The sequence below is a fragment of the Ruegeria sp. BB6 genome (genome assembly GCF_056539385.1).
In genome coordinates this window covers 701,030-725,984 of record NZ_JBQFUW010000001.1, presented here as the reverse complement: position 1 = coordinate 725,984, position 24,955 = coordinate 701,030, and the positions used below count along the sequence as shown (strand labels likewise).

The window sequence follows — 24,955 nt, the reverse complement described above, 5'->3', positions numbered from 1 at the left end:
TGGCAGATAAACGTAAGGTCACTTGTCGGGCAACCTTGTGTTGCGTGTGATTGCCTTTCACCCTGCGCGCAACAGCATTGGGAGGAAGATAATGCGCATTTTTTTCGGACTGGCCCTGATCGGTCTCGCCTATCTGATTTTTTGGCCGGTCGAGGTTGAGCCTGTAGCCTGGGAGCCACCGGAAGCCCCTGGTTTCACAGGGGACTTCGCAGAGAATGACGCATTGAGCCAGATTGAACTTGTCGCCTTGCCCGATGACGACACAGGCCCGGAAGACATTGCTGTCATGCCCGACGGAACGGCTTACACAACCGCCATGTCCGGCGCGCTCTATCGGATAGACGGCGACACTCCGGTGAAGGTTGACGATCTGGGTGGCCGACCATTGGGCGTGAAAGCAGGGCCGGATGGGGCGCTGTATCTTGCCGACAGTTTTCGCGGCCTGATGCGCTGGACCGGACCCGGCTCGTTGGAGTTGCTGGCCTCAGAAGTCGATGGTTCGCCTGTTGTCTACGCCAATCAGTTGGACGTGGCGCAGGATGGAACCGTCTATTTCTCGAATTCATCTGATCGGTTCGACCCTGAAACAATGGGTGGAACGAAGCCCACATCGGTGCTGACCATCTGGGAACAATCAGACACGGGCTATGTCGCAAAATTCAATCCTGACGGCACCACCGAGAAAGTGGCCGAGGGTTTCGTCTACACCAACGGAGTTGCGCTTTCACCGGATGAGCGGTTCCTGCTTATCGCTGAAACCGGGCGCGCGCGAGTGCACAAATTGTGGCTTCAAGGCCCAAAAGCGGGCGAGCGCGAAATTTTGTTGGAAAACCTGCCCGGATATCCTGACAATATCGAGGCGCAGGGCGACGGCACATATTGGATGGCATTTGCCAGTCCGCGCGTGCCAACCGAAGCCCTGATGCCATATCCATTTTTGCGCAAAGTGATCTGGCGCTTGGGGCCGATGGTGCGACCCGCGCCCATTCACCGTGGAATGATGGTGCAGTTCGATGGGGACGGGAACATATTGAAAACCCTTCAAGACCCAGAAGGGCGGCTTGGGATAACGACAGGAGGCAAGGTCGTGGGAGACCAGTTTTACGTCATGACGCTGGACTCGCCGTGGTTTGGTCGAATGGCTGTCGAAGATCTGCCCCAACGTTGATCTGGAACTTGACTGACCTTCCGGGCATGGTTGTCGAAACCGGAACTGGGAGGTCCGCATGTCACGCGTATCCGTCGAATACAAAGATCATATTGCCCATGTCACGCTGACGCGGGGCGACAAGATGAATGCGTTGGATGACTCGATGATCAAGGCCATCTTGTCAGCAGGGCAGGAGGTCGCCGCCTCGGACGTTCGCGCCGTGGTTCTTTCTGGCGAGGGCAAGAGTTTCTGCGCGGGATTGGACATGGCCAGTTTTGCGACGATGGCCCATGTAGACCCGACCGAATGGCTGATGAGCCGCAGCCACGAAGATGCCAATGATATGCAAGAGCTGGCAATGATCTGGCGCCGCGTTCCGGTGCCGGTGATTTGCGCCATTCAAGGCGTTGCCTATGGCGGAGGTCTTCAGATCGCGCTGGGCGCGGATATTCGTATAGCGCACCCCGAGTCCAAACTGGCTGTGATGGAGATGAAATGGGGCATCATTCCCGATATGGGCGGCATGGTGCTTTTGCCAGGGCTGGTCCGATCGGACGTCATCCGCTTGTTGACCTACACTGCGCGGCCCATCGGCGCGGCACAGGCCGCAGAATGGGGGCTTGTGACAAAGCTGTCCGACGATCCGCTGACTGAGGCCATTGCATTGGCCGAAAATATTGCGGGTCAAAGCCCCTCTGCCATTCGCGCGGCCAAACGGTTGATCGAAGTGGCGGAAACTCAGTCACGGGCCGAAGTCTTGCTGGCCGAGTCGTCAGAGCAGGTCGACCTGATCGGAAAGCCCGAACAGATTGAGGTGATTGCCGCCCAGATGCAGGGCCGCAAGCCTCAGTTCAAATAACTAGCGCAAAAAGGCCCGGCGCGCGTCGCGTGCCATGTTGTACCGCATTTCCAGATCGGCGATGCGGGCCATAACGACTTTGCGTTCTTCGGGGTCGGTCAAGGCGGCGTAACAAGCCTTGGCCTCGTCCAGTTCCTTTTTGATGCTGAACTCTTCTGGCAGAACCCCGGCCTGAGCCATGATCCGGTGCCCAGCGGCCATTGCCGCATCGCTTTGCGCCTCAGACGAGCGGTCGGGCAGGGGACGGCCCTCGCCTTCAAGACCCTGCAACTGGCCTTCGGCCTGCGCCTTTTTGATCTGGCGCTCGATAAGTCTTCCTAGCGATCCAAACATAGCGCAACCATAGCTTACACAGAAAGCAACCGCTAGCGGGTGCGGTTTGTCACCAGAAATACCGCCCCTCCGACCAGCAAGCCCCAGACGGCGGCGCCCAGCCCAAAGACTGAGACGCCAGAGGCAGTGATGGCAAAGGTCAGGATCGCTGCTTCGCGCTCGGCTGGCACTTCTAAAGCCGCCGAGGTGGCGTTCGCCATCACACCGATCAGGGCTATTCCGGTCAACGTTCCCATCAACAGCGGGTGGGCGTGAACCGCGAAGCCAGTGATTGCGACCGCGAACACCCCAAACAGGCAATAGAACGCTCCGGCCATGACCGCCGACCAATAGCGCTGGGCCGGGTCCGGGTGACTGTCAGAGTTCGAGCACATCGCAGCCGTGATCGCCGCAAGACAGGTAGCCGGTGCTCCGAACGGTGCCGAAAGAACGCTTGCCCCGCCAACAGCCGAGAACAATCTGCCAGACGCTGGAGCGTAGCCAAAGCTGCGCATGACCGCGATCCCGGGTACGTTCTGCGTTGCCATGGTGACAACGAATAGGGGCACGCCAACGCCAATCAGAGAAGAAGCCGAGAAGGTCGGGATCGTCCAGACCGGTGCGGCCAAAATCTGCGTTGGAACGACTGATGCGTCTCCGGCGTTCAGGACGACAACCAGTGCGGCCGCGACCACCGCGGCAGGAACGGCAAGCAGCCGGTTGATCCGTCCTGCGAAGAACCAAGTCAGTATCACCGGCAGGGCTTGCCAAGGTAGGTCGACGGCGGCCTGAAAGGGAACGATGCACAAGGGCAAAAGAACCCCGCCCAGCATCGCTTGTGCCAAAGTCGTCGGTATCGCCGACGCCAGTCGACCCAGGGGACGCCAAAGACCTGCCACAACGGTCAAAGCTCCGGCACACAGGAATGCACCCACGGCGTCCGAAAACCCGGCGGCGGGAAGTGAAGACACCGCAAGCAGGGCCGCGCCGGGTGTGGACCATGCCACGCTGATAGGCTGATGATACCACAGGCTCAACCCGATGGCGGTTAATCCCATCGCGATTGCGGCCATCATCAGGCCGGATGCGGCTTGGTCTGGGGTGGCCCCCATTGCGGAAAGCCCCTGCAGCACAATCGGAAAGGAGCTGAAAAAGCCTACAACGGCCACGACCAGCCCTGTTGAGGCCGTCTGGATCGGAGGGAGTGCGCGCGTCATCAGAGCCTCGCAGGGTTATTCACCGCAACTGCTAGCAAGCAATCGTATCCGGGAACAAGTCCTTTGCTCTCAAATGAAAACCCCGCCGAATGGCGGGGTTGTCGTGTTTAAATGTGTTTCCGATCAAGCAAGTTCGGACAGGCGGGCAAGCGCCTCGTTCAGTTTTGCTTCTTCCTCCTCGCGGGCGGCGAGATTGGCTTTGGCTTCGGCGACAACTTCCTCGGGTGCCGAGGCCACGAATTTCGGATTGTTCAGACGCCCTCGCAAACCGCCCAGTTCCTTGGCCAGCTTGCCCTTGGCTTTCTCCAGCCGCTCTTTTTCCGCGCCAATGTCGATAATATCCGCCAGCGGAAGGCCGAAAGTCGCTCCGGGGGCGGCGATCGAGATGGTGCCTTTGGGCAGTGTATCGGCTTGGGTCAGGCTGTCGATCCGGGCCAGACGCTTGATCAGCGCCTCGTTGCGGTCCCAAGCGGCCTGTCCGTGCGGGTCGATCTCTGTCACCAGCATCGGAACATAAAGTCCCGCCGGAACGCGCATCTGAGCCCGTGCCGAGCGGGTGTTTTCAATGACCGAAATCACCCAGTTCATTTCACGATCCGCATCGGCGTCTATCAGGTCGCTGGCCGCATAGGTGGGCCAGTCGGCGTGAACGATCATCTTGGCGCGATCACCGGTCAGGCTCCAAAGTTCCTCGGTGACAAATGGCATGATCGGGTGCAGCAGGACCATGCACTGATCCAGAACCCAACGCATTGTGGCGCGAGTCTCGGCCTGAGCCTCGGCGTCGTCGCCTTGCAGTAGGGGCTTGGACAGTTCGACGTACCAGTCGCAGACCTTGCCCCAGACAAAGGCGTACAGCCCGTTGGCCGCATCGTTGAAACGATAGCTTTCCAGCGCAGCGTCGACTTCTTCGCGCACGCGCGCTGTTTCGCCGATGATCCAGCGGTTTACGGCGGCTTTGGGCTGCAGGTCGGCCACGTCCAGTTGCGGAACGGCGTCGGTGAAAACCTCGTTCATCTCGGCAAAGCGGACGGCATTCCAAAGCTTGGTGCCGAAGTTGCGATAGCCGGTGATGCGTTCGCGGGACAGTTTCAACACGCCGCCAATCGCCGCCATCGACGCGTTGGTAAAGCGCAGCGCGTCGGCGCCGAATTCGTCCACGATCTCTAGCGGATCAATCACGTTGCCGGTGGTCTTGGACATCTTCTTGCCCTTCTCGTCGCGGACGAGCTGGTGCAGGTAGACGGTGTGGAAGGGGATCTGATCGACCACGGCCAGTTGCATCATCATCATCCGGGCGACCCAGAAGAACAGGATGTCGAAGCCAGTGATCAGAACGTCCGTCGGAAAATAACGTTCCAACTCTTCGGTCTGCTCGGGCCAGCCAAGCGTGCCGATGGGCCAGAGGCCGGACGAGAACCATGTGTCGAGGACATCAGGATCGCGCCAGACAGGATAGACCAGCTTGGTCGGGTCTTGTTCGACGGCATATTGAGCGAGGCTTTCCGCGAACCGATGGATGGCTTCCTGCTTGTCAGCAACTTCGATAACGGTCGCGTGGCTCAGTGGGCTGGGAATATTGGCGTTGTCGTCAAGGAATTTTTCGGTGACGGCCTCAAAACTGGCCGCACATTCCATGACACTACCACGGTGCAGCATGCCGCCTTCGTTCAGCAGACGACCCAATTCGACAAGATCGAGGTCACCGTCATTCTCGTCGTCGACAAAGTCTTCGGCGGACAAGTCCAGCCCATACCAAACCGGAATCTGATGCCCCCACCAAAGCTGGCGCGAGATGCACCACGGCTCGATGTTTTCCAACCAGTGGTAATAGGTCTTTTCGCCCGATTCCGGGATGATCTTGACCGTACCGTCCTTGACCGCATCCAGCGCAGGGCCAACGACCTTTTCGGCGTCGACGAACCACTGGTCGGTCAACATCGGCTCGATCACCACTTTCGAGCGGTCGCCGAAGGGCTGCATGATCGGCTTGCTCTCGATCAGCGGGACCGGCGCGGAGGCATCGTCATCCTGGCCCAGTTTGGTACCCAAACGCGGATCATCCGCGCGGGTCATGACCGCCAGACCTTCGCTGGTGATTTCCTCTACCACCTTCGCGCGTGCCTCAAACCGGTCGAGTCCACGCAGGTGGTCGGGGACCAGATTGATCGCGTCGATCTCATTTTCCGTAAACGCCCGTCCGCGTGCGTATTCCTGCGCCTTGCCCGCTTCTTCGGCGTAGGGCACGCCATCGGTCCGCATATGGCCGCGCGTGTCCATTAGGCGATACAGCGGGATGCTGCCGCGCTTGGCGACCTGATAGTCGTTGAAATCATGCGCGCCGGTGATCTTCACCGCGCCCGAGCCGAAATCGGGGTCGGGGTATTCATCGGTGATGATCGGGATCTGGCGGCGATGCTCTTTCGGGCCAACCGGAATTTCGCAGAGTTTGCCGACAATTGACGCATAACGCTCATCCGATGGATGAACCGCAACTGCGCCGTCGCCGAGCATGGTTTCGGGGCGCGTGGTGGCGATCGAGATATAGTCGCGTTCTTCCTCAAGGATGACGTTCCCATCCTCGTCCTTTTCGACATAGGTGTAGGTCGCACCGCCAGCCAACGGGTACTTGAAGTGCCACATATGGCCTGCCACTTCGATATTCTCGACCTCAAGGTCCGAGATCGCAGTCTCGAAATGCGGGTCCCAGTTGACCAGCCGCTTACCACGGTAGATCAACCCTTTTTCGTACATATCGACGAAGACCTTGATCACCGCGTCATGGAAGTTGGCCGAGTTCTCGTGCCCCGTGCGCGGATCGCCAGCGGCACCGGCCATTGTAAATGCGTTGCGCGACCAGTCGCAGGATGAACCCAGACGCTTTAGCTGCTCGATAATCGTACCGCCGTATTCGCCTTTCCACTCCCACACCTTTTCGAGGAACGCGTCGCGTCCCAGTTCGGTCCGGCTGGGCTGCTGGGTGGCGGCCAGCATCTTTTCCACCTGCATCTGTGTGGCGATGCCTGCATGGTCTTGGCCCGGCTGCCACAGCGTGTCGAACCCGCGCATCCTGTGCCAGCGGATCAGAATGTCCTGAAGCGTGTTGTTGAACGCATGCCCCACGTGTAGCGCGCCGGTTACGTTGGGCGGCGGGATCATAATGGTAAAGCTCTCGTCGCGCGACTTGTTCGCGCCTGCCTTGAAAGCTCCTGCCTCTTCCCAGGCTTTGTAAATACGGGCCTCGGCCTCGGCCGCGTTGAATGTCTTTTCCATCGCCATGGGTGCGTCCTGCGTCATCAATCCTTGGTCAGCGCCTGCAATAGCGAATGGTTGCAAGAAGGGGAAGGGCCAAGCGCCCCTATGGACATCGGCCAACCGCAGGCTAGTGTCGCGCAGTAGAGCAGCGGCAGGAGCGTTCCATGGAAAAGTTCGGCAAGAGTCAGCCCGTCAAACGGACCGAGGATCAGCGTTTTCTGACCGGGCAGGGGCACTACATGGATGACGTGGTGCCAGAGGGTGCACTGCATGCTGCTTTTGTACGCTCGCAGGTGGCGCATGGGGTGATATCCGGTCTGGATCTCGAAGATGCGCGGTCAGCGGATGGAGTGCGTCTGGTGATGACACTGGGCGATCTCAAGGCCGCAGGGATCGACACCGTGATGAACGCTGCAATCGTAAACAATCGGGACGGATCGAAAGCCGCCGCGCCGGACCGCCACATGCTGGCCAGTGACCGTGTACGCTTTGTCGGCGAGCCGATCGCTGTTGTCATCGCCGATACCGCGTTACAGGCCCGCGACGCAGCCGAGATGATCTGGGCCGAAATCGACGAATTGCCCGCAAAGCTGGACGTGGACGCGGGCGGAGAAGTTGTGCACCAGGAAGCCCCTGACAATCGTGCCTTTGACTGGGGGCTGGGTGATGAGGTGGCGACCGAGGCCGCATTTCAGGCAGCGGCGCATCGGGTTTCTCTGAATGTGGCCGACAACCGCGTCATCATAACCTCGATCGAGCCGCGCGGCTGTCAGGCCAACTGGGTCGATGGCCGCCTGCATTTTGCCTATGGCGGGCAGGGCGTTTGGGCGATGCGTGCACAACTGGCCGAGAAGCTGCGGCTGGAACCCGAGGCGATCCGTGTCACCACCCCGGATGTGGGTGGAGGGTTCGGCATGAAGGTGATGCCTTACCCCGAGTATTTCTGTACCGCCGTAGCCGCGATGAAGCTGGGCAAACCGGTTCATTGGATGTCCGACCGGTCCGAGGCAATGCTATCCGATCACCACGGCCGCGATCTGACCTCGCTTGCGGAACTGGCATTTGACGCTGATCATCGGATCACCGCCTATCGCGTCCATAGCAAGGTAAATCTGGGCGCCTATAACAGCCATTTCGGGCAGGCGATCCAGACGAACCTGTTCAGCAAAGTGCTGATGGGGGTTTACGACGTCCAGACAACCTATCTGCGGGTCGAGGGGTTTTTCACCAACACCACGCAGGTTGATGCCTATCGCGGTGCCGGACGACCCGAGGCGATCTATGTCCTTGAGCGTGTCATGGATCGCGCCGCGCGCGAGTTGGGCGTGGACCCGTGGGAGCTGCGCCGTAAGAATTTCATCCGCCCCGGGGCGTTTCCGTACAAAACCGCGACCGGTGAGACCTATGATGTGGGCGATTTTGACATGATCCTGTCGCGCACCGCCAGCCAGACCGCAGGGTTCGCCACTCGCAAAGCCGCCGATGCTGAACGCGGCCTGATCCGTGGTCAGGGCCTTTGCTACTACATCGAAAGTATCCTTGGGGATCCTTCCGAGAACGCGAAGGTCGAGTTCTGCGAGGACGGGACGGTAAACCTGTACGTCGGGACCCAATCCAACGGGCAGGGGCATGAGACGGTCTATGCCCAGTTCCTATCGGACCAGACGGGCGTGCCGGTGGACCGGATCAATGTTGTTCAGGGTGACAGCGATCAACTGCCACATGGGGGCGGCACCGGCGGGTCGCGGTCCGTGACGGTGCAAAGCACGGCGACGCTGGCCACAATCGACGTCATGATCGCCGCATTCACGCCCTATCTGGCGGATAAGATGGGGGTGGAGGAAAGCGATGTGAGTTTCGATCACGAAACATTCCGCGCACCGGGGTCGAACCTGACGCCGACATTGACCGAGGCTGCGGATATGGCCCGTGCCGATGGCCGCACAGATTTGTTGCGGCATGAAGCACGCGCCAACCTTGATGCGCGCAGCTATCCCAATGGCGCGCATGTTGCCGAAATCGTTATTGATTCTTTCACCGGAGAAACCCGGGTTGACCGCTATACAGCCGTTGATGATTTTGGTAACCTTATCAACCCGATGCTGGCCGAAGGGCAGGTGCATGGTGGCGTCGTCCAGGGAATTGGGCAGGCGCTAACCGAGCGCGTGGTGCATGATGCGCAGGGGCAACTGCTCACGGCTTCGTTGATGGACTATGCCTTGCCGCGCGCCGCCGAGATACCCATGATTAAGTTTACCTCGGCGCCGGTTCCGTCAACTTCAAACCCGATGGGGATGAAGGGGTGCGGCGAGGCCGGGACCGTGGGCGCGCTGGCTGCTGTTGCAAACGCAGTGCAGGACGCGCTCTGGGAACATGGGGTGCGGCAGGCGGACATGCCTTTCACACCCAACAGAGTATGGGAATTGCTGACGCATGGATCTGTCGCGGCTGAGTAGAAAGGTACTGGGATGGCTCGGACGGCCTTTACAGTCCGAGCACTCTGCCGAAGCGCTACATCGCGAGCCGATCAGTCATGTGATCATTCTTGACGGCACTATGTCCAAGCTGGAGCCGGGGTACGAGACCCATGCGGGCCAAACGCTGCGACTTTGCTGCGAGATGGGCAGCAAAGTGTCCGTTTTCTACGAATCCGGCGTGCAGTGGGAAAGCTGGAAATCCTCTCTGGACGTAATGATGGGGCGCGGGATCAACCGCCAGATCAGGCGCGCCTACGGCTATCTTGCGTCGCGCTACAAACCCGGCGACCGTATCTATTTCATCGGCTATTCCCGCGGGGCATACGGCGTGCGCAGCCTTGCCGGAGTGATCGACATGATCGGTTTGCTCAAGGCCGAGCACGCGACCGAGCGCAATATCAAACAGGCATACCGCCACTATGAGTGCAACGCGAACGGCTCTGCGGCTGGCGTGTTCCGCAAAAAGTTCTGTCACGAGGATGTAGCGATCGAGATGGTCGGCGTGTGGGACACGGTGAAGGCGCTGGGCCTGCGCCTGCCACTGCTGTGGCGCTGGGCCGAGGAACGCCACGCCTTCCACAACCACCAGCTTGGCCCCGCCACCCGCCACGGCTATCACGCCATGGCGCTGGACGAGACGCGCGAGGTGTTTGAACCCGTGCTTTGGCAATGTACCCCTGACTTCAAAGGTCATGTTGAACAGGTCTGGTTCCGGGGCACGCACGGGGACGTCGGTGGTCAGTTGAACGGGTTTGAAGAAGCCCGCCCGCTCAGCAACATCTCCCTCATCTGGATGTTGGACAAGGCCGAGCTTCATGGCCTGCCGCTGCCAGAAGGTTGGCGCGAGCGTTTCCCGACCGATACTTCTGCCCGATCTGTCGGAACGTGGCGCGGCTGGGGCAAGATTTTCCTCCTGCGGAAACACCGTAAAGTGGGTCGCGACCGCTCCGAGCGTCTGCACGTCTCGGTATCGCCGGACGATCTTCCGGGCTGGGTGCCGATGCCTGATTTGCCTTCGCACCCGGCGCAATAGTGTCACGTTGGCGTGCAGGCATTGCTGGCAGGTACTATCAACAAGCCAGGGCGCTCGACCGGATCAAACCTCTGTCTTCTTGAGGGCCAGTTGTAGATGTTCAGGCCGTCCACAGCGTGTACAATCAGCAGTCCGTGAAAGTACCATTTGTACGTGGACTAGTAACTTGTCACCGTTGCGCAAAAGGAAAAGTCACGTAGTTCATGCAGAGGTTTAACCGGCGAGTTCGGCGCATGGTTTGCAACACAGTTGGACGAGCCATGCCGTTAGATACATGCATTGTGCCTAAATCGGAGTACATCTGCCGATTTAGCCGGGTGTGATGCCAACAGTTCGATCAATGGAACCGGCCAGCCGCCTCAGGGCGAATGGCCAGCCAATTTGTTGCCTCTAGGATGCACGCCTGAATATTGGCGTGCTATCCGACTGTAGTTACCGCCGCCGGTCGCGGCGCGAGCTCATCGGCTGGAACGCCACGCCCACATGCGCCTCGCAATAGGGTTTGCCTGCTTCAACCGGCAGGCCGCAGAACCAGAAATCTTCGGTCGCGGGGTCGCCAACGGGCCATTTGCAGGTTTTCTCGGTCAGTTCCATCAGGGTCAGCTTCTTGGCCTTCTTCTCGACCTCGTTGACCTTGGCCAGCGCCTCGGGGCTGATCTCATTAGCCGAAGGTTGCGGCGGCAGCGGTTGGCCCGCCGGGATGATCTGACGGCGGGCGGGCACGGCAGGCTTCGCCTCGGCCGCCGGAGCAGGCGCAGGACGCGCGGGCTCGGTCTTGGGCGAGGGTTTAGGCTTGGCCTCGGCCTTCGGCGCTGGTGCCGGTTTTTCCTTGGGTTCAGCCTTGGCCGGGGTCGCGCCGGTTGCGCGGTTCGACAGGCCCAGACGGTGGACCTTGCCGATCACCGCGTTGCGGGTCACACCGCCCAGTTCCTTGGCGATCTGGCTGGCCGACTGGCCCTCGCCCCACATCTTTTTCAGCAGCTCTACACGCTCGTCAGTCCAGGACATCATTTGCCTTTCAAAAGCGGAAAGCGGCCCCGGATTCGGGCCGCCTTGGGAATTCGTCTCGGTCCCTATTTTAATCACTGTGTGCCGAGTTACAAGCGGTTCTCGAATCAGGTGCTGAGCGGCGGTGTCGTGCTTCGCGCCAGACCAGGATTATCCCACCGGTCAGAATAATCGCAGAGCCGATCATGCTGATTCCATCCGGGATCACGCCGAATACGGCGAAGTCGTAAAATGCAGCGAAGACCAGCGTGGCATAGCTGATAGGCGCCACAAATGACGCATCAGCGCGTGCCATCCCGTTTACAAAACAGGCCTGTGCGCAGGCCATCAGTGCACCGATGCCCGCCAAGGCCGCCCATTGCTGAGGCGTTGGCCATTGATACACAAGGCTCACGGCGACCGAGGCGATGGTCAGCCCCATCGCATTGTTGACCAAAAGGATCTGGATCGGGGTTTCGCGGCCAGAGAGTTTCTTGATGAAGATCAGTTCCATCCCGATCACGGCGGCGGCAGTCAGAGCCAGCAGCGCGGCGGGTTGAAAGCTCTGTGGTGTTGGTCGTAGCAAAACCAGCGCGCCAGCCAGGGCAACGGCTGCGGCCAGCCACCGCCAGGGGCCGACGCCCTCTTTCAACAACGGGATGGCCAGCACCATTGCAAAGACCGGGTTCAGAAAGGAAATCGCCGTTGCGTCGGCAATCGGGATGAAGGCGACCGAGGCAAACATCAACGTGATTCCCAGCCATCCGAAACTGGTTCTACCCACATGAAGCCCCCAATGTGGGCGGGAAAGGCGTGGGCGCAAAATGGCCACCGCGCTGACGATCACCAGAAATGCAAACAGAAAGCGACCATGGCTGATCTGCAGCGGGTGTAATGCCGGGCCCAGCACATCAGTCCCCAAAGCCTTGGCCAACAGCGTCGTCCCGGCGAGCAGAGAGCTTGCCGCAAGGATCAGCAGAGCCGCAAGCGGCGGGTTTTGGTGAGTTGGCGTCATGCGCAACCGGTGCGTCAGTGGCTGGCAAATGGCAAGTGGCAAATGCAGAGTCACGGGGTGAAAAACGACCGCCCTTAAAAATCGGGGTTTTCAGATGTGTCGAGTACGGCTATACGACCGCCCATGATCAAACGCGCACATATCCTGCACCTCCGACGCCGACGCATCGCTGCGTAACCGGCAAGTTTGATCCTGCGTGCGCTTAGAAAGCGCGCACTTCCCACCAAATCAGTTGACTAACATGGGCCTAGTGTATCACTCACGGGGCTCAACATATCGAAAAGGATGATCCGATGATCCCGTCCGTTCTGCCGACCTATAACCGCGCGCCCCTGACATTCGTAAAGGGCGAAGGCGCATGGCTGACCGAGGCGGACGGCCGACGTTTTCTGGATCTCGGCGCGGGTATCGCGGTCAACGCGCTGGGCCACGCGCATCCGGCGCTGGTGAACGCGCTGACCGAACAGGCGCATGCGCTGTGGCATGTCTCGAACCTCTACCACATCCCGCAGCAGCAGGCGCTGGCCGACAAGCTGGTCGAGCATACGTTTGCCGACACGGTTTTCTTCACAAATTCCGGTACAGAATCCTGCGAGCTGGCCGTGAAAATGGCCCGCAAGTATTTCTATGACAAAGGTCAGCCTGAACGGGTTGAGATCATTACATTTGACGGTTCGTTCCACGGTCGTTCGTCCGCAGGAATCACTGCTGCAGGGTCAGAGAAGATGACCAAGGGGTTCGGCCCTCTGCTACCCGGGTTCGTGCATGTCGCGTTCGGGGATCTCGACGGTGTCACCAATGCCATTACCGATCAAACGGCGGCCATCCTGATAGAACCCATTCAGGGCGAAGGCGGCATCCGTCCGGTTCCCGACGCCGAGCTGAAGACCCTGCGCCAGATTTGTGACGACAATGGTCTGTTGCTCATTCTGGACGAAGTGCAATGCGGGGTGGGGCGCACCGGTAAGCTGTTTGCTCATGAATGGGCGGGGATCACACCTGATATCATGATGGTGGCCAAAGGCATTGGCGGAGGGTTCCCCTTGGGCGCTGTTCTGGCGACAGAAGATGCGGCCAGTGGCATGACAGCGGGGACTCATGGCTCGACCTATGGCGGCAACCCGCTGGGATGTGCTGTGGGCTGTGCCGTAATTGATCAGGTTGCGACGCCTGCGTTTCTTGAGGGCGTGAATCGAAAGTCCGGGATGCTGCGGCAAAAACTGGAAGGTTTGATCGCCAATCACCCGGAGGTCTTTGAAGAGGTGCGTGGCACCGGTCTTATGCTGGGCGTCAAGTGCAAGCCGCTTAACACGGACGTAGTAAACGCAGGATATGACAACGAAGTCATCACCGTTCCTGCCGCCGACAACGTGATCCGCCTGCTGCCTCCTCTGACCTTGACCGAGGACGACATTGCGCAGGCAGTCATCAGGCTTGAAAAGGCCGCCGCCCAGATCGAAAGCGACATGGCCTCTGCCTGAGATGTAATTGAATAGAAAAGCGAAATCAGATGAACCACTTCCTTGATATCCACAAGACCGATGCTGCCGAGTTACGGAGCATGATTGATCAGGCAAGCGCGATGAAGCAGGCCCGCCTTGGCCGCCCGAAAGCTGCCCTGGATGATGAGCAACCGCTGGCGGGTCGTATGGTCGCGCTGATCTTTGAAAAACCCTCGACCCGGACACGCGTGTCCTTTGACGTCGGGGTCCGGCAGTTGGGTGGTGAAACGATGGTCCTGTCCGGCAAGGACATGCAGCTTGGGCATGGTGAAACCATCGCCGATACCGCGCGCGTTCTGTCGCGCTATGTCGACATGATCATGATCCGAACCTTTGACGAAACGATCCTGACCGAGATGGCGGAATACTCAGACGTGCCGGTGATCAATGGCCTGACCGACCGGACGCATCCCTGCCAGATCATGGCGGACGTCCTGACGTTCGAGGAACACCGTGGTCCGATCGCTGGCAAAAAAGTTGTCTGGACCGGCGATGGTAACAATGTCTGTGCCTCGTTCCTGCACGCGGCTGGCCAGTTCGGTTTCGACCTTACATTTACCGGCCCCGCGCAGTTCGACCCCGAAGAAGAATTCATGGGTTTTGCGCGCCAAAAAGGGTCCAAGATCGTGGTAGAGCGTGACCCTTTCAAGGCGGTCGAGGGCGCGGACCTCGTGGTCGCGGATACTTGGGTCTCGATGCACGACTCTCAGTCTGCCAAGGAACGCCGTCACAATCTGCTGCGGCCCTATCAGGTTAATGAGGAGTTGATGTCGCATGCCAAACCCGACGCGCTGTTCATGCATTGTCTGCCTGCCCACCGCGAGGAGGAGGCGACATCCGAAGTGATGGATGGGCCGAATTCAGTGATTTTTGACGAGGCCGAAAACCGTCTTCATGCGCAAAAGGCGGTGATGCGCTGGTGTCTCGGCGTTTAGTCGCGCCTCTGCACGTCCCATACACGCATGCGGGCAAGCGTTCGGGCGCTTGCCAGCACAACCAGAACGCACAGCAGGGTCTTTGACATGACCTCCATGGTGCCTTCGATCAGCAATGCATGCACTACGCTGCCGACAACTGCAACGCAGGCAAGCCCCGTGTGACCGAGGCGCCAGACACGGAAACGGAGTTTCGTGCGTTGTCGGAATAAGCCCAGCAGAGCGACCGCAAGTGTCACCCACATTGCAACGACGCCCCAGGCCGAGAACGGGGTGGGAGAGACAAACAGCAAGGCGTCCGCAACGTCCGGCGGACTGGTTATGCCAAGCGCGACCACATGCACAGAAACGGCGGCAACCAACGCGATGCCGCTTCTGCGGTGCCAGCGCCTACTATCCAATGGTGAAAGGCCCGGAAGCCAGCGGCCCGCCAGCAACGGTTGAAGCAACAGCAGGCACAGGCCGAGTATTCCGGCAAAACCCGCAACGATGTAGACAGGGTCGCGCCACGCCAGATAGGGGCTGAACCCCGCAGCCACGAGCGGTACCAGCAGGACGGCGATCAGTATCGCCCAGATCACGATTGTCCGAAACACGCGTCTCAGACGGGTTGCAACACGAAATGAGCGGTCAGGGTCGTGTCTTTCGCGCTCGCCATGACAGGGCGCAGAAAAACTGTCTCAAAGTCACCGCTGTCATAGGCCAGATGACCGTGGGGTTGCCCAAAAGCTGGTACAATCTGGGGCATTTCCAGTCGGAATGCCCCATTCGCATCGGTCAGGGTCGCGCCGTGACTTTGTGGATCGCGCTCGTGCCCTTCGGTCGTGTGAGCCCAGATTTGAATGCGCTGGCCGGGCAGGGGGGCACCATCCCCGGCGCGTCGCACCGTACCGGTCATCCAGAAACCACCGCCTCCGATCTGCTTTACGATGGGCGCGCCGGGGCGATAATTGTTGGCACCTCCCCGCATCGATGGGGTGGGTGCAAGACCTTTGGCCCGCGCAGGCAAGAGGAGGCCCGACGCAAGGACAGCTCCGCCAGCGGCAATCAGAGAACGTCGAGAAATTGAAAAACCGGTCATGCGAACCTCGTATTCAAAGACTAGTCACCCGCCCGGGCTATGCCGGGCATGTCTGGGCTAGAAGAATAGCACGATTGCCGCATATTCCGAGGCTGAGACGGGAAATGTGAATTCCTTTGACCGCCTGCCTCTTGGGGTGCAATCTTTTCAGGGTCCGATCTTTGCTTGAAAGACGTGCCGTATGACCCAGACAGATCGTGTATCAGACGATGAGATCGCCGCGTTTCAGCGGGACGGAGCAGTGATGTTGCGGTCAAAGTTTTCGACTAGGTGGCTGGATACCTTGCGCGATGGTATCGACGCAGACCTCGCCAATCCAACTGGAAATTTCACACGTCACACGAAAGATCCCGACGCCCCGGCTTATTTCGAGGACTACTGGGCTTGGAGCAAATTTCCCCAATTCTCGGACTTCGTCCATAACTCGCCTTGCGCTCCACTGGCGGCGCAGTTGCTAGGCGCGCCTTCGATCAATCTGGTCATGGACAATTGGTTTCTGCGTGAAGCGGGATCAACCTCTCGTCCTCCCTTTCACCAAGATCTGTCCTATTTCGATTTTGAAGGCACGATGTGCGTGCTGTGGCTGCCGCTGGAACCGGTAGACAAGGCGAATGGAATAGCTTTCGTCAAAGGTTCGCACCTGTGGGACAAGCTGTTTATGCGCGTCCGATTTGCCGACGGGCACCCAAGCTATGAGCCGACCGAGGTTGCCGGTCGCACTTACCACCCGCCTCCTGATGTAAATGCGGACCCGGATGCGTATGACCTGCTGCAATGGGATATGGAGCCGGGCGACTGTATCTTCTTTGATATGCGCACTTTGCATGGCGGACTGTCCTCGGTCACGCCGACCGAAACCGTTCGTCGCTTCACCCTCCGCATGACCGCGCCAGACGGCGTGATACGGTATCGAGGGGATTGGGCCAAGTGTGAACGCGCACAGTTCGAGGCAGCGGGTTATCGCGACGGCGACAGTATAGACGGAGCTTTTTTCCCTCAACTATGGCCGCGTGAGACGTTATGAAATAACATAACGATATGTTCCGCACGTTTCATGTGCACTTGCGCGGATTACATTGGTAAATTGCGTTCTATATCTTGCATTTGTGAACGATAGACCCTTGGTCGCAGGAGAAGCAGGAATGAGTTGGAACCCCACCCACAGCCCCGAATGTGTATCCGAAAATCCAGCGCTTGAGACATTGATAATCCCGCGCGCTCGAGATCTGGGCGGGTTCGAGGTGCGCCGCGCTCTGCCATCGGTCAAGCGGCAACTGGTTGGTCCTTTCATCTTTTTCGATCAAATGGGTCCAGCCGAATTTATCACCGATGGTGGTATTGATGTCCGTCCGCATCCGCATATCGGCTTGGGTACGGTAACCTACCTGTATCAGGGAGAGTTCGAGCACCGCGACAGTCTCGGCACACATCAGATGATCTACCCCGGCGAGGTCAACTGGATGGTGGCAGGCCGAGGTGTGACTCATTCGGAACGGACCAGCGAGGAAACGCGGGGCAAGAAACACAGCCTGTTCGGTATTCAGACCTGGATCGCCCTGCCGGAAGCGCATGAGGATATGGCACCGGATTTTGAACACCACAAACAGGGGGCTCTCCCTCATATCGAAGACAATGGGGTCAGTGCGCGGTTGATCCTTGGGTCGGCCTATGGGGAAACCAGCCCTGTTACGATGATGTCGGAAACCTTCTATCTGGATGTTCAGTTGGACCCGGGTGCATCTTTCCCGCTGCCCGACGATCATGAGGATCGCGGCGTCTATGTCACTCAGGGAACTGTCGAGATCGCGGGGGATACGTTCGAGGAAGGGCGAATGATGGTCTTTCGCCCCGGCGATCACCTGTCGGCAAAGGCCGGGCCGCTGGGGGCGCGATTGATGCTCTTGGGTGGGGCAACGATGAACGAGGATCGCTATATCTGGTGGAATTTCGTGTCGTCGTCCAAGGAAAAGATCGAAGCGGCCAGCCGGGAATGGAAAGCCGCAGACTGGGCAAACGGGGCGTTTCATCTGCCGCCCGGAGACGATCAGGAGTTCATTCCAATCTCTGAGGAGTTGGATCGCACCCGCCCCCGGCTTGCGCGTTGACCAAGCGTTAGGGGTCTTGCCCGTGTCGCAATTCCCAGCGATCCTTGCGGCCAACGGAGGACATCATGAAAATCGTGATCGCTGGGGCTGGCAGCATTGGGTGCTATTGCGGGGCGTTGCTGGCCTATGCCGGGCATGACGTTACACTGCTGGGCCGTGCGCGTATTCTTGATCCGATCCGATCTGGGGGGCTTGCCGTTACTGACTATTCGGGCATGCAGCGCACTATAGCAGCAGCGGATTTGGAGCTGACCCAGGACGCCAGCAGGATGGGCTGTGCAGAGCTGGTGATTGTGACGGTAAAAACCGGGGCAACGGCGGGAATGGCGGCCCAAATTGCGCAGTTTGCACCGAAATCGGCACCGGTCCTGTCTTGGCAAAATGGGATGGAGAATGTCCGCATCCTGCGCGCTGCCCTGCCAGACCGCGATGTCCGTGCGGGCATGGTTCCGTTCAACGTCGTGCCGTCCGGTCCCGGTCGTTTCCACCGTGCGACATCGGGCGAGATCATTATCGAAAGCGGCCTGGGTGAACTGGGGCGCGTGCTAAGCAGTACTGATCTGCCGGTTGTCGAGAGTGACGACATAGACTCCGTCCAGTGGGGCAAGCTGGTCATCAACCTCAATAACGCGCTGAATGCTCTGTCGGGGCTAACATTGAAACAGCAGCTCCTTGACCGAAGCTGGCGTCGCTTGATGGCGGATCAAATGGATGAGGCGCTGGCTGTTCTGAAGGCCGCCGGGCATCCGGTCGCCTCGACCACGCCTCTGCCCGCGTGGATGACCCCGCATATCCTGCGCTTGCCGACACCGCTGTTTTCGAGGATTGCGGCGCGGATGATACGGATCGACCCTTCGGCACGTACATCCATGGCCTATGATGTTCAGGCGGGGCGCGAAACTGAAATTGACAGTTTGCAGGGTGAGATCATTCGGCTGGGCGAAAAAAGCGGCGTTCAAACACCGATCTGCCAACGGGTGCGCACGCTGATCGAACAGGGCCAGTCAGACGCACTGTGCCCTGAACAGATTACACGCTAGCGCCTTATAGAAACGCTGTCAGTATCCAGAATATCAACGCGGACATGGTCGCGGCTGCAGGTACGGTGATAACCCAGGCGGCCACGATCGTCATAAAGTGCGAACGGCGGACCAGTTTTCGCCGCTTGCGTTCCTCACGCGCCAAGCGCCGCTCGGGAGGACGATTGTGGTTCGAGTTTTTCCACCGGCGGTCCGAGTGCCATTCGCGGTAGAATCCAACTCCAAAGACCGCTCCTACCGCGATATGAGTTGAGCTGACCGGTAGACCCAGCCAGCTTGCCACAATCACTGTGATCGCGGCCGACAATGCCACGCAGAAGGCGCGCATCGGGTTCAGCTTGGTGATCTGGCTTCCCACCATTCGGATCAGCTTGGGCCCGAACAGGAAAAGGCCGAAAGAGATGCCAAATGCGCCAATCACCATCACCCAGGTTGGGATCGCAACCTTCGAGGCAAAATCGCCGAATTCAGCGGCGTGCACAATCGCTGCCAGCGGACCCACGGCATTGGCGACGTCGTTCGCGCCGTGGGCAAAGCTGAGGAAAGTGGCAGAGATGACAAGAGGCAGGCCGAACAGCGTTTTCAGAGATTTTGTGCGGTTCTCCAGCCCCTCGGATTTGCGGCGGACCCACGGAACGGTGACGGACCACGCCAGAAGACCGGCGGCCAAGCCAATCAGCAGGGCCATTTCCAGATCGATCTTAACGATCCTTTTGAGCCCTTTGACCGACAGATAGGTGGCAAACGCGCCAGCCATCACTGCAACAAGAATGGGAACCCAGCGCCGCGCGGCTGCGATCTTGTCGTCCTGATATTGGATTTTAGCCTTAATCAGCGCGAGAAACCCGGCTGCAATGACACCGCCCAATACCGGCGATATCACCCAGCTTGCGGCGATGGCGCTCATCGTGCCCCAACTTACCGCGCTCAGCCCGGCTGCTGCGATGCCAGCGCCCATCACGCCGCCCACGACCGAATGGGTGGTGGATACCGGTGCGCCGACCCAGGTTGCCAGATTGACCCACATTGCAGGGGAAATCAGCGCTGCCATCATGGCCCAGATGAACACGTTGCTGTTCTCAACCGATGCCGGGTCGATGATCCCTTTGGAAATTGTTGAGACCACATCTCCGCCTGCCAGCAACGCGCCTGCGCTTTCGGCAATGGCTGCGATAACGATCGCGCCGCCCATCGTCAGCGCGTTTGCACCTACGGCCGGACCCATGTTGTTGGCAACGTCGTTGGCGCCGATATTGATCGCCATATACGCCCCGAACGCCGCCGCCGCGACAACAATCAGACCGCCATCAGCGCGCCCGAATAGAATTGCAGCCGAGAGGCCCGCCAGGGCAATAAAAGCCAGCGCGATACCCGGAGCAAGCAAGGGGCGCGCAACATGAACATTTGCGCTTTCGACACGTGAAATACGGTGCAGATCGCTGTCCAGTGCCTGCCAGCGGGTTTTGGTGTTCGAGTTTGACATGGGGTTTCATCGGGTTTCTGTGTTCGACGCAGGCCGCTAAACGGTTTTACCTCTGCAAGCAACCGGTCTGTCATCAAATAGCTGCGATTTTGTTACATTTGACGCAGCAGTTCGCTTAGTTCGGGTTCCCAGACGCGTTCGGCCGCCGTCAAAGGTGAAACCCATTCCCGTTGGCGCTGCCCTGCTTCGGGGAAGTCGTCTGCCAGCTCTCGTACCTCAACCCGGTACACATTGGTCAAAACCGGCTGAGCGGACCCATCCTTGAGGATTTTGTCGTAAGTGTATTGGCCTATCGGGTCTTTCCCAAGCCTTTGAGGGTGTACCCCGGCCTCTTCCCAGGCTTCTTGCCGTGCGGTTTCAGGCCCGTCCAGCCCATCTATCGGCCAACCTTTAGGGATGACCCAACGACCAGTATCCCGGCTGGTGATCAGCAAAACCTCTGGCCCGTCATAGGCATCCCGGACGCACAAAGCTGCAAACTGCACCCGGCGGGGGCGCAGGAATAAAGGTCTGGCGACCTCCTCCCAGATATTTCGCAGCCATTTTGTCAAATCAGGGTCACTTACACGAGCCAAACGTGGAAACGCGTGTGACATAACAACGAAATGCAATATCTTCAATGCACCTATCCTTGTTGCGCGGAACCACGCGCCAACCCGCCATCAGGAAAAGGTGATATTCGATGGAAATAGTTAAAGAATCGCAACGCGCACCCTAGCTGCGCCGTTTGGCCCGTAGGGTTGGGTCGGCCTGGGTGGGATCTTCGGGCCAGGGGTGCTTAGGGTATTGCGCGCGCATATCCTTGCGAACATCGGCATAGGATCCGGCCCAGAACCCAGGCAAGTCACGGGTGATTTGGATTGGTCGTCGGGCTGGCGAAAGCAAGGTGATCTTCAAAGCCTCACCACCGACAATCGGGTGACGCGTGACACCAAACAGTTCTTGCAAGCGTACCGATATTTCGGGCACCGCGCCGCCATAGTCGATGGGAACCTTGCGCCCGAGTGGTGTTTCAAAAGACCCGGGCGCGCGGCGATCCAGTTCCTGCGTCTGCCCCCAGTCCAGACGAGAGCGAAGCGCGGGCAGCAGGTCGAACCGTTTCCAATCTTCAGCATTGCGCACCCCCCCGAGCATGGGCAGCAGCCAGTCTTCCACCGTGTCCATCAGCCCCTGGGCGGAGAAGTCCGGCAGATCGACGCCTTCGGCCCTTACCAGTTCCACACGCGCTGCAAGACGCGCGGCGGCCCCGTTCAGGACCAACCCGAGGTCTCGCACGCCGTCCAGCATGGCTTGGGCGACGGCATCGCTTGGGACGTCTTTCCATATCCGGTCATCCAGAGTGATCGCGCCAAACCGCTCTTGCCGCCGAGCGATGACGCGCCGGTCGCGTTTCGACCATTCACACGCTTCGACCCAGTCGATCTGATCCGCAAACAAGTCGCGGATTTCCCGCTCGGAAATCTGGGCGGCCATGCGCACGCGTGCTTCGCGCGGGTTTCCATCGGTGTCGGTGACCACAAGGTAGGGGGCCGCTGCCAGCGTATCCTCGCTGTCCAGCACAACACCTTTGCCACCGGACAGAACATAGCGCGGCACGTCGCCCTTGCGTCGCTGTCCGATCCTGTCGGGATAAGCAAGCGCGGCCATGGATGCCGGGCTTAGGTCTGAACGACTGCCCCGGTTGCGCAGTCGCTTGGCCTCGGCCCTGATCCGGTCTGCCGCGCCTGTGTTCACCTGCCAGACCCGATTGCGCTGAAAGGCCCGCGTGTCGCGCAACGCCTCAAGCCGCAGCAGAATATCCGCCGGAGCCCCATTGAGCGGGTCCCGTTCGGCCATCAGCGCCGCCAGAACTGCCGCGTCGGGCCCGGCCTGCACCAGCATGTGTCCAAGGCGTGGATGCAAGGGCAGCGCCGCTAATGCCCGTCCGTGATCGGTGATCCGGCCCTTGCCGTCGAGCGCACCCAGCATTTGCAGCAAGTTGCGCGCCTCGGTCATCGTGCCGTCTGGCGGAGGGGTCAGAAAGGCCAGATCACCGGGATCTGCCCCCCACAGGGCCAATTCCAAGGCCAGCCCGGTCAGGTCGGCTGCTTCGATCTCGGCTGGGGGGTAGGCGGCCAGCGCGCCTTCTTCCCCCTTGGACCACAGTCGATAGCAAACGCCTTCGGCCACCCGCCCGGCGCGGCCAGCGCGTTGCGTCGCTTCGGCACGTGTGACGCGTTCCGTCACAAGGCGGGACATGCCCGAGCCCGGATCGAACCTCGCCCGCCGCGCCTGTCCCATATCCACGACCACCCGAATATCGGGGATGGTCAGCGAGGTTTCGGCAATCGACGTGGCCAATACCACTTTGCGGCCGCTATCAGTCGGAGCGATCGCCTTGCGTTGCTCTGCGAAAGGCATTGAGCCAAAAAGCGGCCTTATCTCGCAGTTTTTGGGCAAGCGCCGGGTCAACGCCGCCTCGGCGCGGCGGATTTCTCCTTCGCCGGGCAGGAACACCAACATTCCCCCTTTGGTTTCCCGCTCGGCTTTTGTGACCAGATCGACCAAGGCGTCCAGCCGTCGTGCCTGTGTCCCCATCGGCTGGTCAAGCCAGCGCGTTTCCACCGGAAAGCTGCGGCCTTCGGACGTGACCAACGGGGCGTCCATCAGGCGTCCAACCGGTTCGGCATCCAATGTCGCGGACATTGCCAGAAGGATCAGGTCATCCCTAAGCGCCCCCGTGACTTCAAGGCATAGGGCAAGTCCGAAATCCGCGTTCAAAGATCTTTCGTGAAATTCATCGAAGATAACCGCGTCCACACCCGGAAGATCGGGTTCGGATTGCAGCATGCGTGTCAGAATCCCTTCGGTCACAACTTCGATCCGAGTGGCCTTGGATACTTTTGTCTCGCCACGCACGCGGTATCCGACCGTTTCGCCAGCGCGCTGGCCTAGCGTTTCGGCCATGCGTTCAGCGGCTGCGCGTGCGGCCAGTCTGCGTGGCTCGAGCATAACAATCCGACCGTCACATAGCCCGGCATCCAGTATCGCCAACGGCACTCGCGTCGTCTTGCCCGCACCCGGTGGCGCCTGCAACACGGCGCGACCCGAGGCTTTCAAGGCCTCGATAAGATCGGGAATGGCGTCGTCGATGGGCAGGCGTGTCATGGTGGCTTTATCCGCGAATGGTCCGGCAACGTCCAGTTCCCCTGTCGGCACATGGTCGGAGTTTCGCGTCGGCAGGTTTGACGCCTTACCTACGGACGTCCAACAGAGGACCGGCGGCAACACCCCGGCGCGAATAGCAGGCGGTGGGCACATTTCGCACGCTCTACGGTCTGGACAAACCCCCTATTGGGGCGGCAAGTAGACCTGCCGCAAAGGATCGGGGTCAAAATGGAAATAGACGGCCTGGCAGACAGGATATTGAACGGGGACCGGCGTGCTTTGGCCCGTGCCATTACGCTGGTTGAAAGTGGTCGCGCCGATCACCGGGCGCAGGCGACAGAGTTGCTGGCTCAGTTGGCCGGGTCAGAACGGCAGGCGCTGCGGATCGGACTGTCAGGGACACCAGGGGTGGGCAAATCCACCTTTATCGAGAGCTTTGGCATGATGCTGATCAGCCAGGGGCTTCGCGTGGCGGTTCTGGCTGTTGATCCCAGCTCTGCCCGCTCGGGCGGGTCAATTCTGGGCGACAAGACCCGAATGGAACGGCTGAGCCGCGAGCGCGCCGCCTTTATCCGCCCGTCGCCCAGTCAGTCTCATCTAGGTGGTGTTGCGCGCCGCACACGAGAGGCGATCGCATTGTGCGAAGCGGCCGGGTTTGACGTTGTGCTGATCGAAACCGTGGGCGTTGGGCAATCGGAAACCGTTGTGTCCGAACTGTCCGACCTGTTCCTGCTGCTGCTCGCGCCTGCGGGTGGGGATGAGTTGCAGGGCGTCAAGCGCGGTATCATGGAAATGGCGGATATGATCCTTGTGAACAAGGCGGATGGCGACCTCAAAGCCACGGCCACCCGCACCTGTGCCGACTACGCCTGTGCCTTACGCCTGCTGCGCAAACGCCCACAGGACCCAGAAGGGTTTCCCAAGGCCATGACGGTTTCTGCGGTTGAGGAGCATGGGTTGGAGGACGCTTGGTCCGAAATTCAATCTCTGACCCAATGGCGTCGCGACTCGGGTCATTGGGAGAGGAACAGGGCGGTGCAGGCGCAGTATTGGTTCGAGCAGGAAGTGCGCTCGGCGCTTCTGTCGCGGCTGTCAACTACGCAGGCGCGCGCCGAGATGGAGCGCCTGAGCGCCGAAGTTTCGCAAGGCCGCATGAGCCCCGCGGCGGCGGCGGAACAGATGTTGATAACCCTGACCTGAAGGGGTGACAGGTAAAGTCAAAGAATTCTGCTGGCCCGTCTTGACCCTTCCGGCGATTCCCACTACACGCATCCAACCAGTTTTCGGGCGCGACTTCGGGTTGCGCCCCTTGTGATTTGGCCGAGGGCGGTATGCCCGGCCTCCAGAAACAAAGGAA

General features: G+C 59.8%; 20 protein-coding genes. 10 read left to right on the top strand and 10 right to left on the bottom strand.

What is annotated here, in order from left to right:
• The first annotated feature begins 91 nt into the window (after positions 1-91).
• Both ACR0B7_RS03565 and ACR0B7_RS03560 read left to right on the top strand, forming a co-directional pair.
• On the top strand, positions 92-1,168 hold the full coding sequence (locus ACR0B7_RS03565) for an SMP-30/gluconolactonase/LRE family protein (RefSeq protein WP_170570093.1): 1,077 nt from the start codon (positions 92-94) through the stop codon (positions 1,166-1,168).
• A gap of 58 nt (positions 1,169-1,226) precedes the next feature.
• On the top strand, positions 1,227-2,009 hold the full coding sequence (locus ACR0B7_RS03560; protein WP_170484603.1) for a crotonase/enoyl-CoA hydratase family protein: 783 nt from the start codon (positions 1,227-1,229) through the stop codon (positions 2,007-2,009).
• On the opposite strand, the gene ACR0B7_RS03555 is transcribed toward ACR0B7_RS03560, so the two are convergent.
• The 3 genes from ACR0B7_RS03555 to ACR0B7_RS03545 all read right to left on the bottom strand — a co-directional run bounded on the left by ACR0B7_RS03555 (position 2,010) and on the right by ACR0B7_RS03545 (position 6,817).
• Positions 2,010-2,342 (bottom strand): DnaJ family domain-containing protein, encoded by a 333-nt coding sequence (locus ACR0B7_RS03555; protein ID WP_170484605.1) that lies wholly within the window; start codon positions 2,340-2,342, stop codon positions 2,010-2,012. It abuts the gene before it with no gap.
• Between the two features lie 32 nt (positions 2,343-2,374).
• Positions 2,375-3,538 (bottom strand): benzoate/H(+) symporter BenE family transporter, encoded by a 1,164-nt coding sequence (locus tag ACR0B7_RS03550; RefSeq protein WP_170484607.1) that lies wholly within the window; start codon positions 3,536-3,538, stop codon positions 2,375-2,377.
• 123 nt (positions 3,539-3,661) lie between these two features.
• Positions 3,662-6,817, bottom strand: a complete 3,156-nt coding sequence (locus ACR0B7_RS03545; protein WP_170484863.1) for a valine--tRNA ligase — start codon at positions 6,815-6,817, stop codon at positions 3,662-3,664.
• Positions 6,818-6,957: 140 nt separating this feature from the next.
• On the opposite strand from ACR0B7_RS03545, the gene ACR0B7_RS03540 reads away from it, so the two are divergent.
• Both ACR0B7_RS03540 and ACR0B7_RS03535 read left to right on the top strand, forming a co-directional pair.
• A complete protein-coding gene (locus tag ACR0B7_RS03540) occupies positions 6,958-9,249 on the top strand; it encodes a xanthine dehydrogenase family protein molybdopterin-binding subunit (protein ID WP_170576688.1) in 2,292 nt (763 codons plus the stop codon).
• Entirely contained in the window at positions 9,227-10,303 is a 1,077-nt protein-coding gene (locus ACR0B7_RS03535; RefSeq protein ID WP_170484610.1) for a T6SS phospholipase effector Tle1-like catalytic domain-containing protein, read from the top strand. Before ACR0B7_RS03540 ends, ACR0B7_RS03535 begins: the two co-directional genes overlap by 23 nt.
• Positions 10,304-10,735: 432 nt before the next feature.
• Here ACR0B7_RS03535 and ACR0B7_RS03530 read toward each other — a convergent pair whose 3' ends face one another.
• A complete protein-coding gene (locus tag ACR0B7_RS03530; protein WP_170386449.1) occupies positions 10,736-11,311 on the bottom strand; it encodes a GcrA family cell cycle regulator in 576 nt (191 codons plus the stop codon).
• A 70-nt stretch (positions 11,312-11,381) separates the two neighbouring features.
• Positions 11,382-12,305, bottom strand: coding sequence for a DMT family transporter (locus ACR0B7_RS03525; protein WP_170484612.1), 924 nt, complete (start codon positions 12,303-12,305; stop codon positions 11,382-11,384).
• A gap of 293 nt (positions 12,306-12,598) precedes the next feature.
• Between ACR0B7_RS03525 and ACR0B7_RS03520 the strand changes: the two genes are divergently transcribed.
• Together ACR0B7_RS03520 and argF are read left to right on the top strand one after the other, a co-directional pair.
• Positions 12,599-13,786 carry an aspartate aminotransferase family protein gene (locus ACR0B7_RS03520; protein ID WP_170570096.1) on the top strand — a complete coding sequence of 396 codons (1,188 nt, stop codon included), beginning with the start codon at positions 12,599-12,601 and terminating at the stop codon, positions 13,784-13,786.
• Between the two features lie 29 nt (positions 13,787-13,815).
• On the top strand, positions 13,816-14,742 hold the full coding sequence (gene argF / locus ACR0B7_RS03515; protein WP_170484616.1) for an ornithine carbamoyltransferase: 927 nt from the start codon (positions 13,816-13,818) through the stop codon (positions 14,740-14,742).
• Here the strand turns inward: argF and ACR0B7_RS03510 are convergent.
• Together ACR0B7_RS03510 and ACR0B7_RS03505 are read right to left on the bottom strand one after the other, a co-directional pair.
• Complete coding sequence (locus ACR0B7_RS03510; protein ID WP_480680918.1) at positions 14,739-15,338, bottom strand: ferric reductase-like transmembrane domain-containing protein; 600 nt, start codon at positions 15,336-15,338, stop codon at positions 14,739-14,741. The genes argF and ACR0B7_RS03510 overlap by 4 nt on opposite strands.
• Positions 15,339-15,343: 5 nt before the next feature.
• Positions 15,344-15,823, bottom strand: a complete 480-nt coding sequence (locus ACR0B7_RS03505) for a peptidase associated/transthyretin-like domain-containing protein (protein WP_170484619.1) — start codon at positions 15,821-15,823, stop codon at positions 15,344-15,346.
• Positions 15,824-16,004: 181 nt separating this feature from the next.
• Between ACR0B7_RS03505 and ACR0B7_RS03500 the strand changes: the two genes are divergently transcribed.
• The 3 genes from ACR0B7_RS03500 to ACR0B7_RS03490 all read left to right on the top strand — a co-directional run bounded on the left by ACR0B7_RS03500 (position 16,005) and on the right by ACR0B7_RS03490 (position 18,968).
• Entirely contained in the window at positions 16,005-16,847 is an 843-nt protein-coding gene (locus ACR0B7_RS03500; protein WP_170570099.1) for a phytanoyl-CoA dioxygenase family protein, read from the top strand.
• Between the two features lie 118 nt (positions 16,848-16,965).
• Complete coding sequence (locus ACR0B7_RS03495) at positions 16,966-17,928, top strand: pirin family protein (RefSeq protein ID WP_170570102.1); 963 nt, start codon at positions 16,966-16,968, stop codon at positions 17,926-17,928.
• A gap of 65 nt (positions 17,929-17,993) precedes the next feature.
• Complete coding sequence (locus tag ACR0B7_RS03490; RefSeq protein ID WP_170484625.1) at positions 17,994-18,968, top strand: 2-dehydropantoate 2-reductase; 975 nt, start codon at positions 17,994-17,996, stop codon at positions 18,966-18,968.
• Positions 18,969-18,972: 4 nt separating this feature from the next.
• On the opposite strand, the gene ACR0B7_RS03485 is transcribed toward ACR0B7_RS03490, so the two are convergent.
• From ACR0B7_RS03485 to hrpB, 3 genes are all read right to left on the bottom strand, one after another.
• Positions 18,973-20,451, bottom strand: coding sequence for an inorganic phosphate transporter (locus ACR0B7_RS03485; RefSeq protein ID WP_170576687.1), 1,479 nt, complete (start codon positions 20,449-20,451; stop codon positions 18,973-18,975).
• Positions 20,452-20,543: 92 nt separating this feature from the next.
• Positions 20,544-21,002 carry an NUDIX hydrolase gene (locus ACR0B7_RS03480; RefSeq protein WP_170484627.1) on the bottom strand — a complete coding sequence of 153 codons (459 nt, stop codon included), beginning with the start codon at positions 21,000-21,002 and terminating at the stop codon, positions 20,544-20,546.
• Between the two features lie 163 nt (positions 21,003-21,165).
• Positions 21,166-23,598, bottom strand: a complete 2,433-nt coding sequence (gene hrpB, locus ACR0B7_RS03475; protein ID WP_170576686.1) for an ATP-dependent helicase HrpB — start codon at positions 23,596-23,598, stop codon at positions 21,166-21,168.
• A 228-nt stretch (positions 23,599-23,826) separates the two neighbouring features.
• Between hrpB and meaB the strand changes: the two genes are divergently transcribed.
• On the top strand, positions 23,827-24,798 hold the full coding sequence (gene meaB, locus ACR0B7_RS03470) for a methylmalonyl Co-A mutase-associated GTPase MeaB (protein WP_170576685.1): 972 nt from the start codon (positions 23,827-23,829) through the stop codon (positions 24,796-24,798).
• The last annotated feature ends 157 nt before the right edge of the window (positions 24,799-24,955 follow it).

Excerpts from the sequence above, each read along its gene's own strand:
- ACR0B7_RS03565 (WP_170570093.1), top strand. The coding sequence starts at position 92 with ATGCGCATTTTTTTCGGACTGGCCCTGATCGGTCTCGCCTATCTGATT.
- ACR0B7_RS03560 (WP_170484603.1), top strand. The coding sequence starts at position 1,227 with ATGTCACGCGTATCCGTCGAATACAAAGATCATATTGCCCATGTCACG.
- ACR0B7_RS03555 (WP_170484605.1), bottom strand. The coding sequence starts at position 2,342 with ATGTTTGGATCGCTAGGAAGACTTATCGAGCGCCAGATCAAAAAGGCG.
- ACR0B7_RS03550 (WP_170484607.1), bottom strand. The coding sequence starts at position 3,538 with ATGACGCGCGCACTCCCTCCGATCCAGACGGCCTCAACAGGGCTGGTC.
- ACR0B7_RS03545 (WP_170484863.1), bottom strand. The coding sequence starts at position 6,817 with ATGGCGATGGAAAAGACATTCAACGCGGCCGAGGCCGAGGCCCGTATT.
- ACR0B7_RS03540 (WP_170576688.1), top strand. The coding sequence starts at position 6,958 with ATGGAAAAGTTCGGCAAGAGTCAGCCCGTCAAACGGACCGAGGATCAG.
- ACR0B7_RS03535 (WP_170484610.1), top strand. The coding sequence starts at position 9,227 with ATGGATCTGTCGCGGCTGAGTAGAAAGGTACTGGGATGGCTCGGACGG.
- ACR0B7_RS03530 (WP_170386449.1), bottom strand. The coding sequence starts at position 11,311 with ATGTCCTGGACTGACGAGCGTGTAGAGCTGCTGAAAAAGATGTGGGGC.
- ACR0B7_RS03525 (WP_170484612.1), bottom strand. The coding sequence starts at position 12,305 with ATGACGCCAACTCACCAAAACCCGCCGCTTGCGGCTCTGCTGATCCTT.
- ACR0B7_RS03520 (WP_170570096.1), top strand. The coding sequence starts at position 12,599 with ATGATCCCGTCCGTTCTGCCGACCTATAACCGCGCGCCCCTGACATTC.
- argF (WP_170484616.1), top strand. The coding sequence starts at position 13,816 with ATGAACCACTTCCTTGATATCCACAAGACCGATGCTGCCGAGTTACGG.
- ACR0B7_RS03505 (WP_170484619.1), bottom strand. The coding sequence starts at position 15,823 with ATGACCGGTTTTTCAATTTCTCGACGTTCTCTGATTGCCGCTGGCGGA.
- ACR0B7_RS03500 (WP_170570099.1), top strand. The coding sequence starts at position 16,005 with ATGACCCAGACAGATCGTGTATCAGACGATGAGATCGCCGCGTTTCAG.
- ACR0B7_RS03495 (WP_170570102.1), top strand. The coding sequence starts at position 16,966 with ATGAGTTGGAACCCCACCCACAGCCCCGAATGTGTATCCGAAAATCCA.
- ACR0B7_RS03490 (WP_170484625.1), top strand. The coding sequence starts at position 17,994 with ATGAAAATCGTGATCGCTGGGGCTGGCAGCATTGGGTGCTATTGCGGG.
- ACR0B7_RS03485 (WP_170576687.1), bottom strand. The coding sequence starts at position 20,451 with ATGTCAAACTCGAACACCAAAACCCGCTGGCAGGCACTGGACAGCGAT.
- hrpB (WP_170576686.1), bottom strand. The coding sequence starts at position 23,598 with ATGACACGCCTGCCCATCGACGACGCCATTCCCGATCTTATCGAGGCC.
- meaB (WP_170576685.1), top strand. The coding sequence starts at position 23,827 with ATGGAAATAGACGGCCTGGCAGACAGGATATTGAACGGGGACCGGCGT.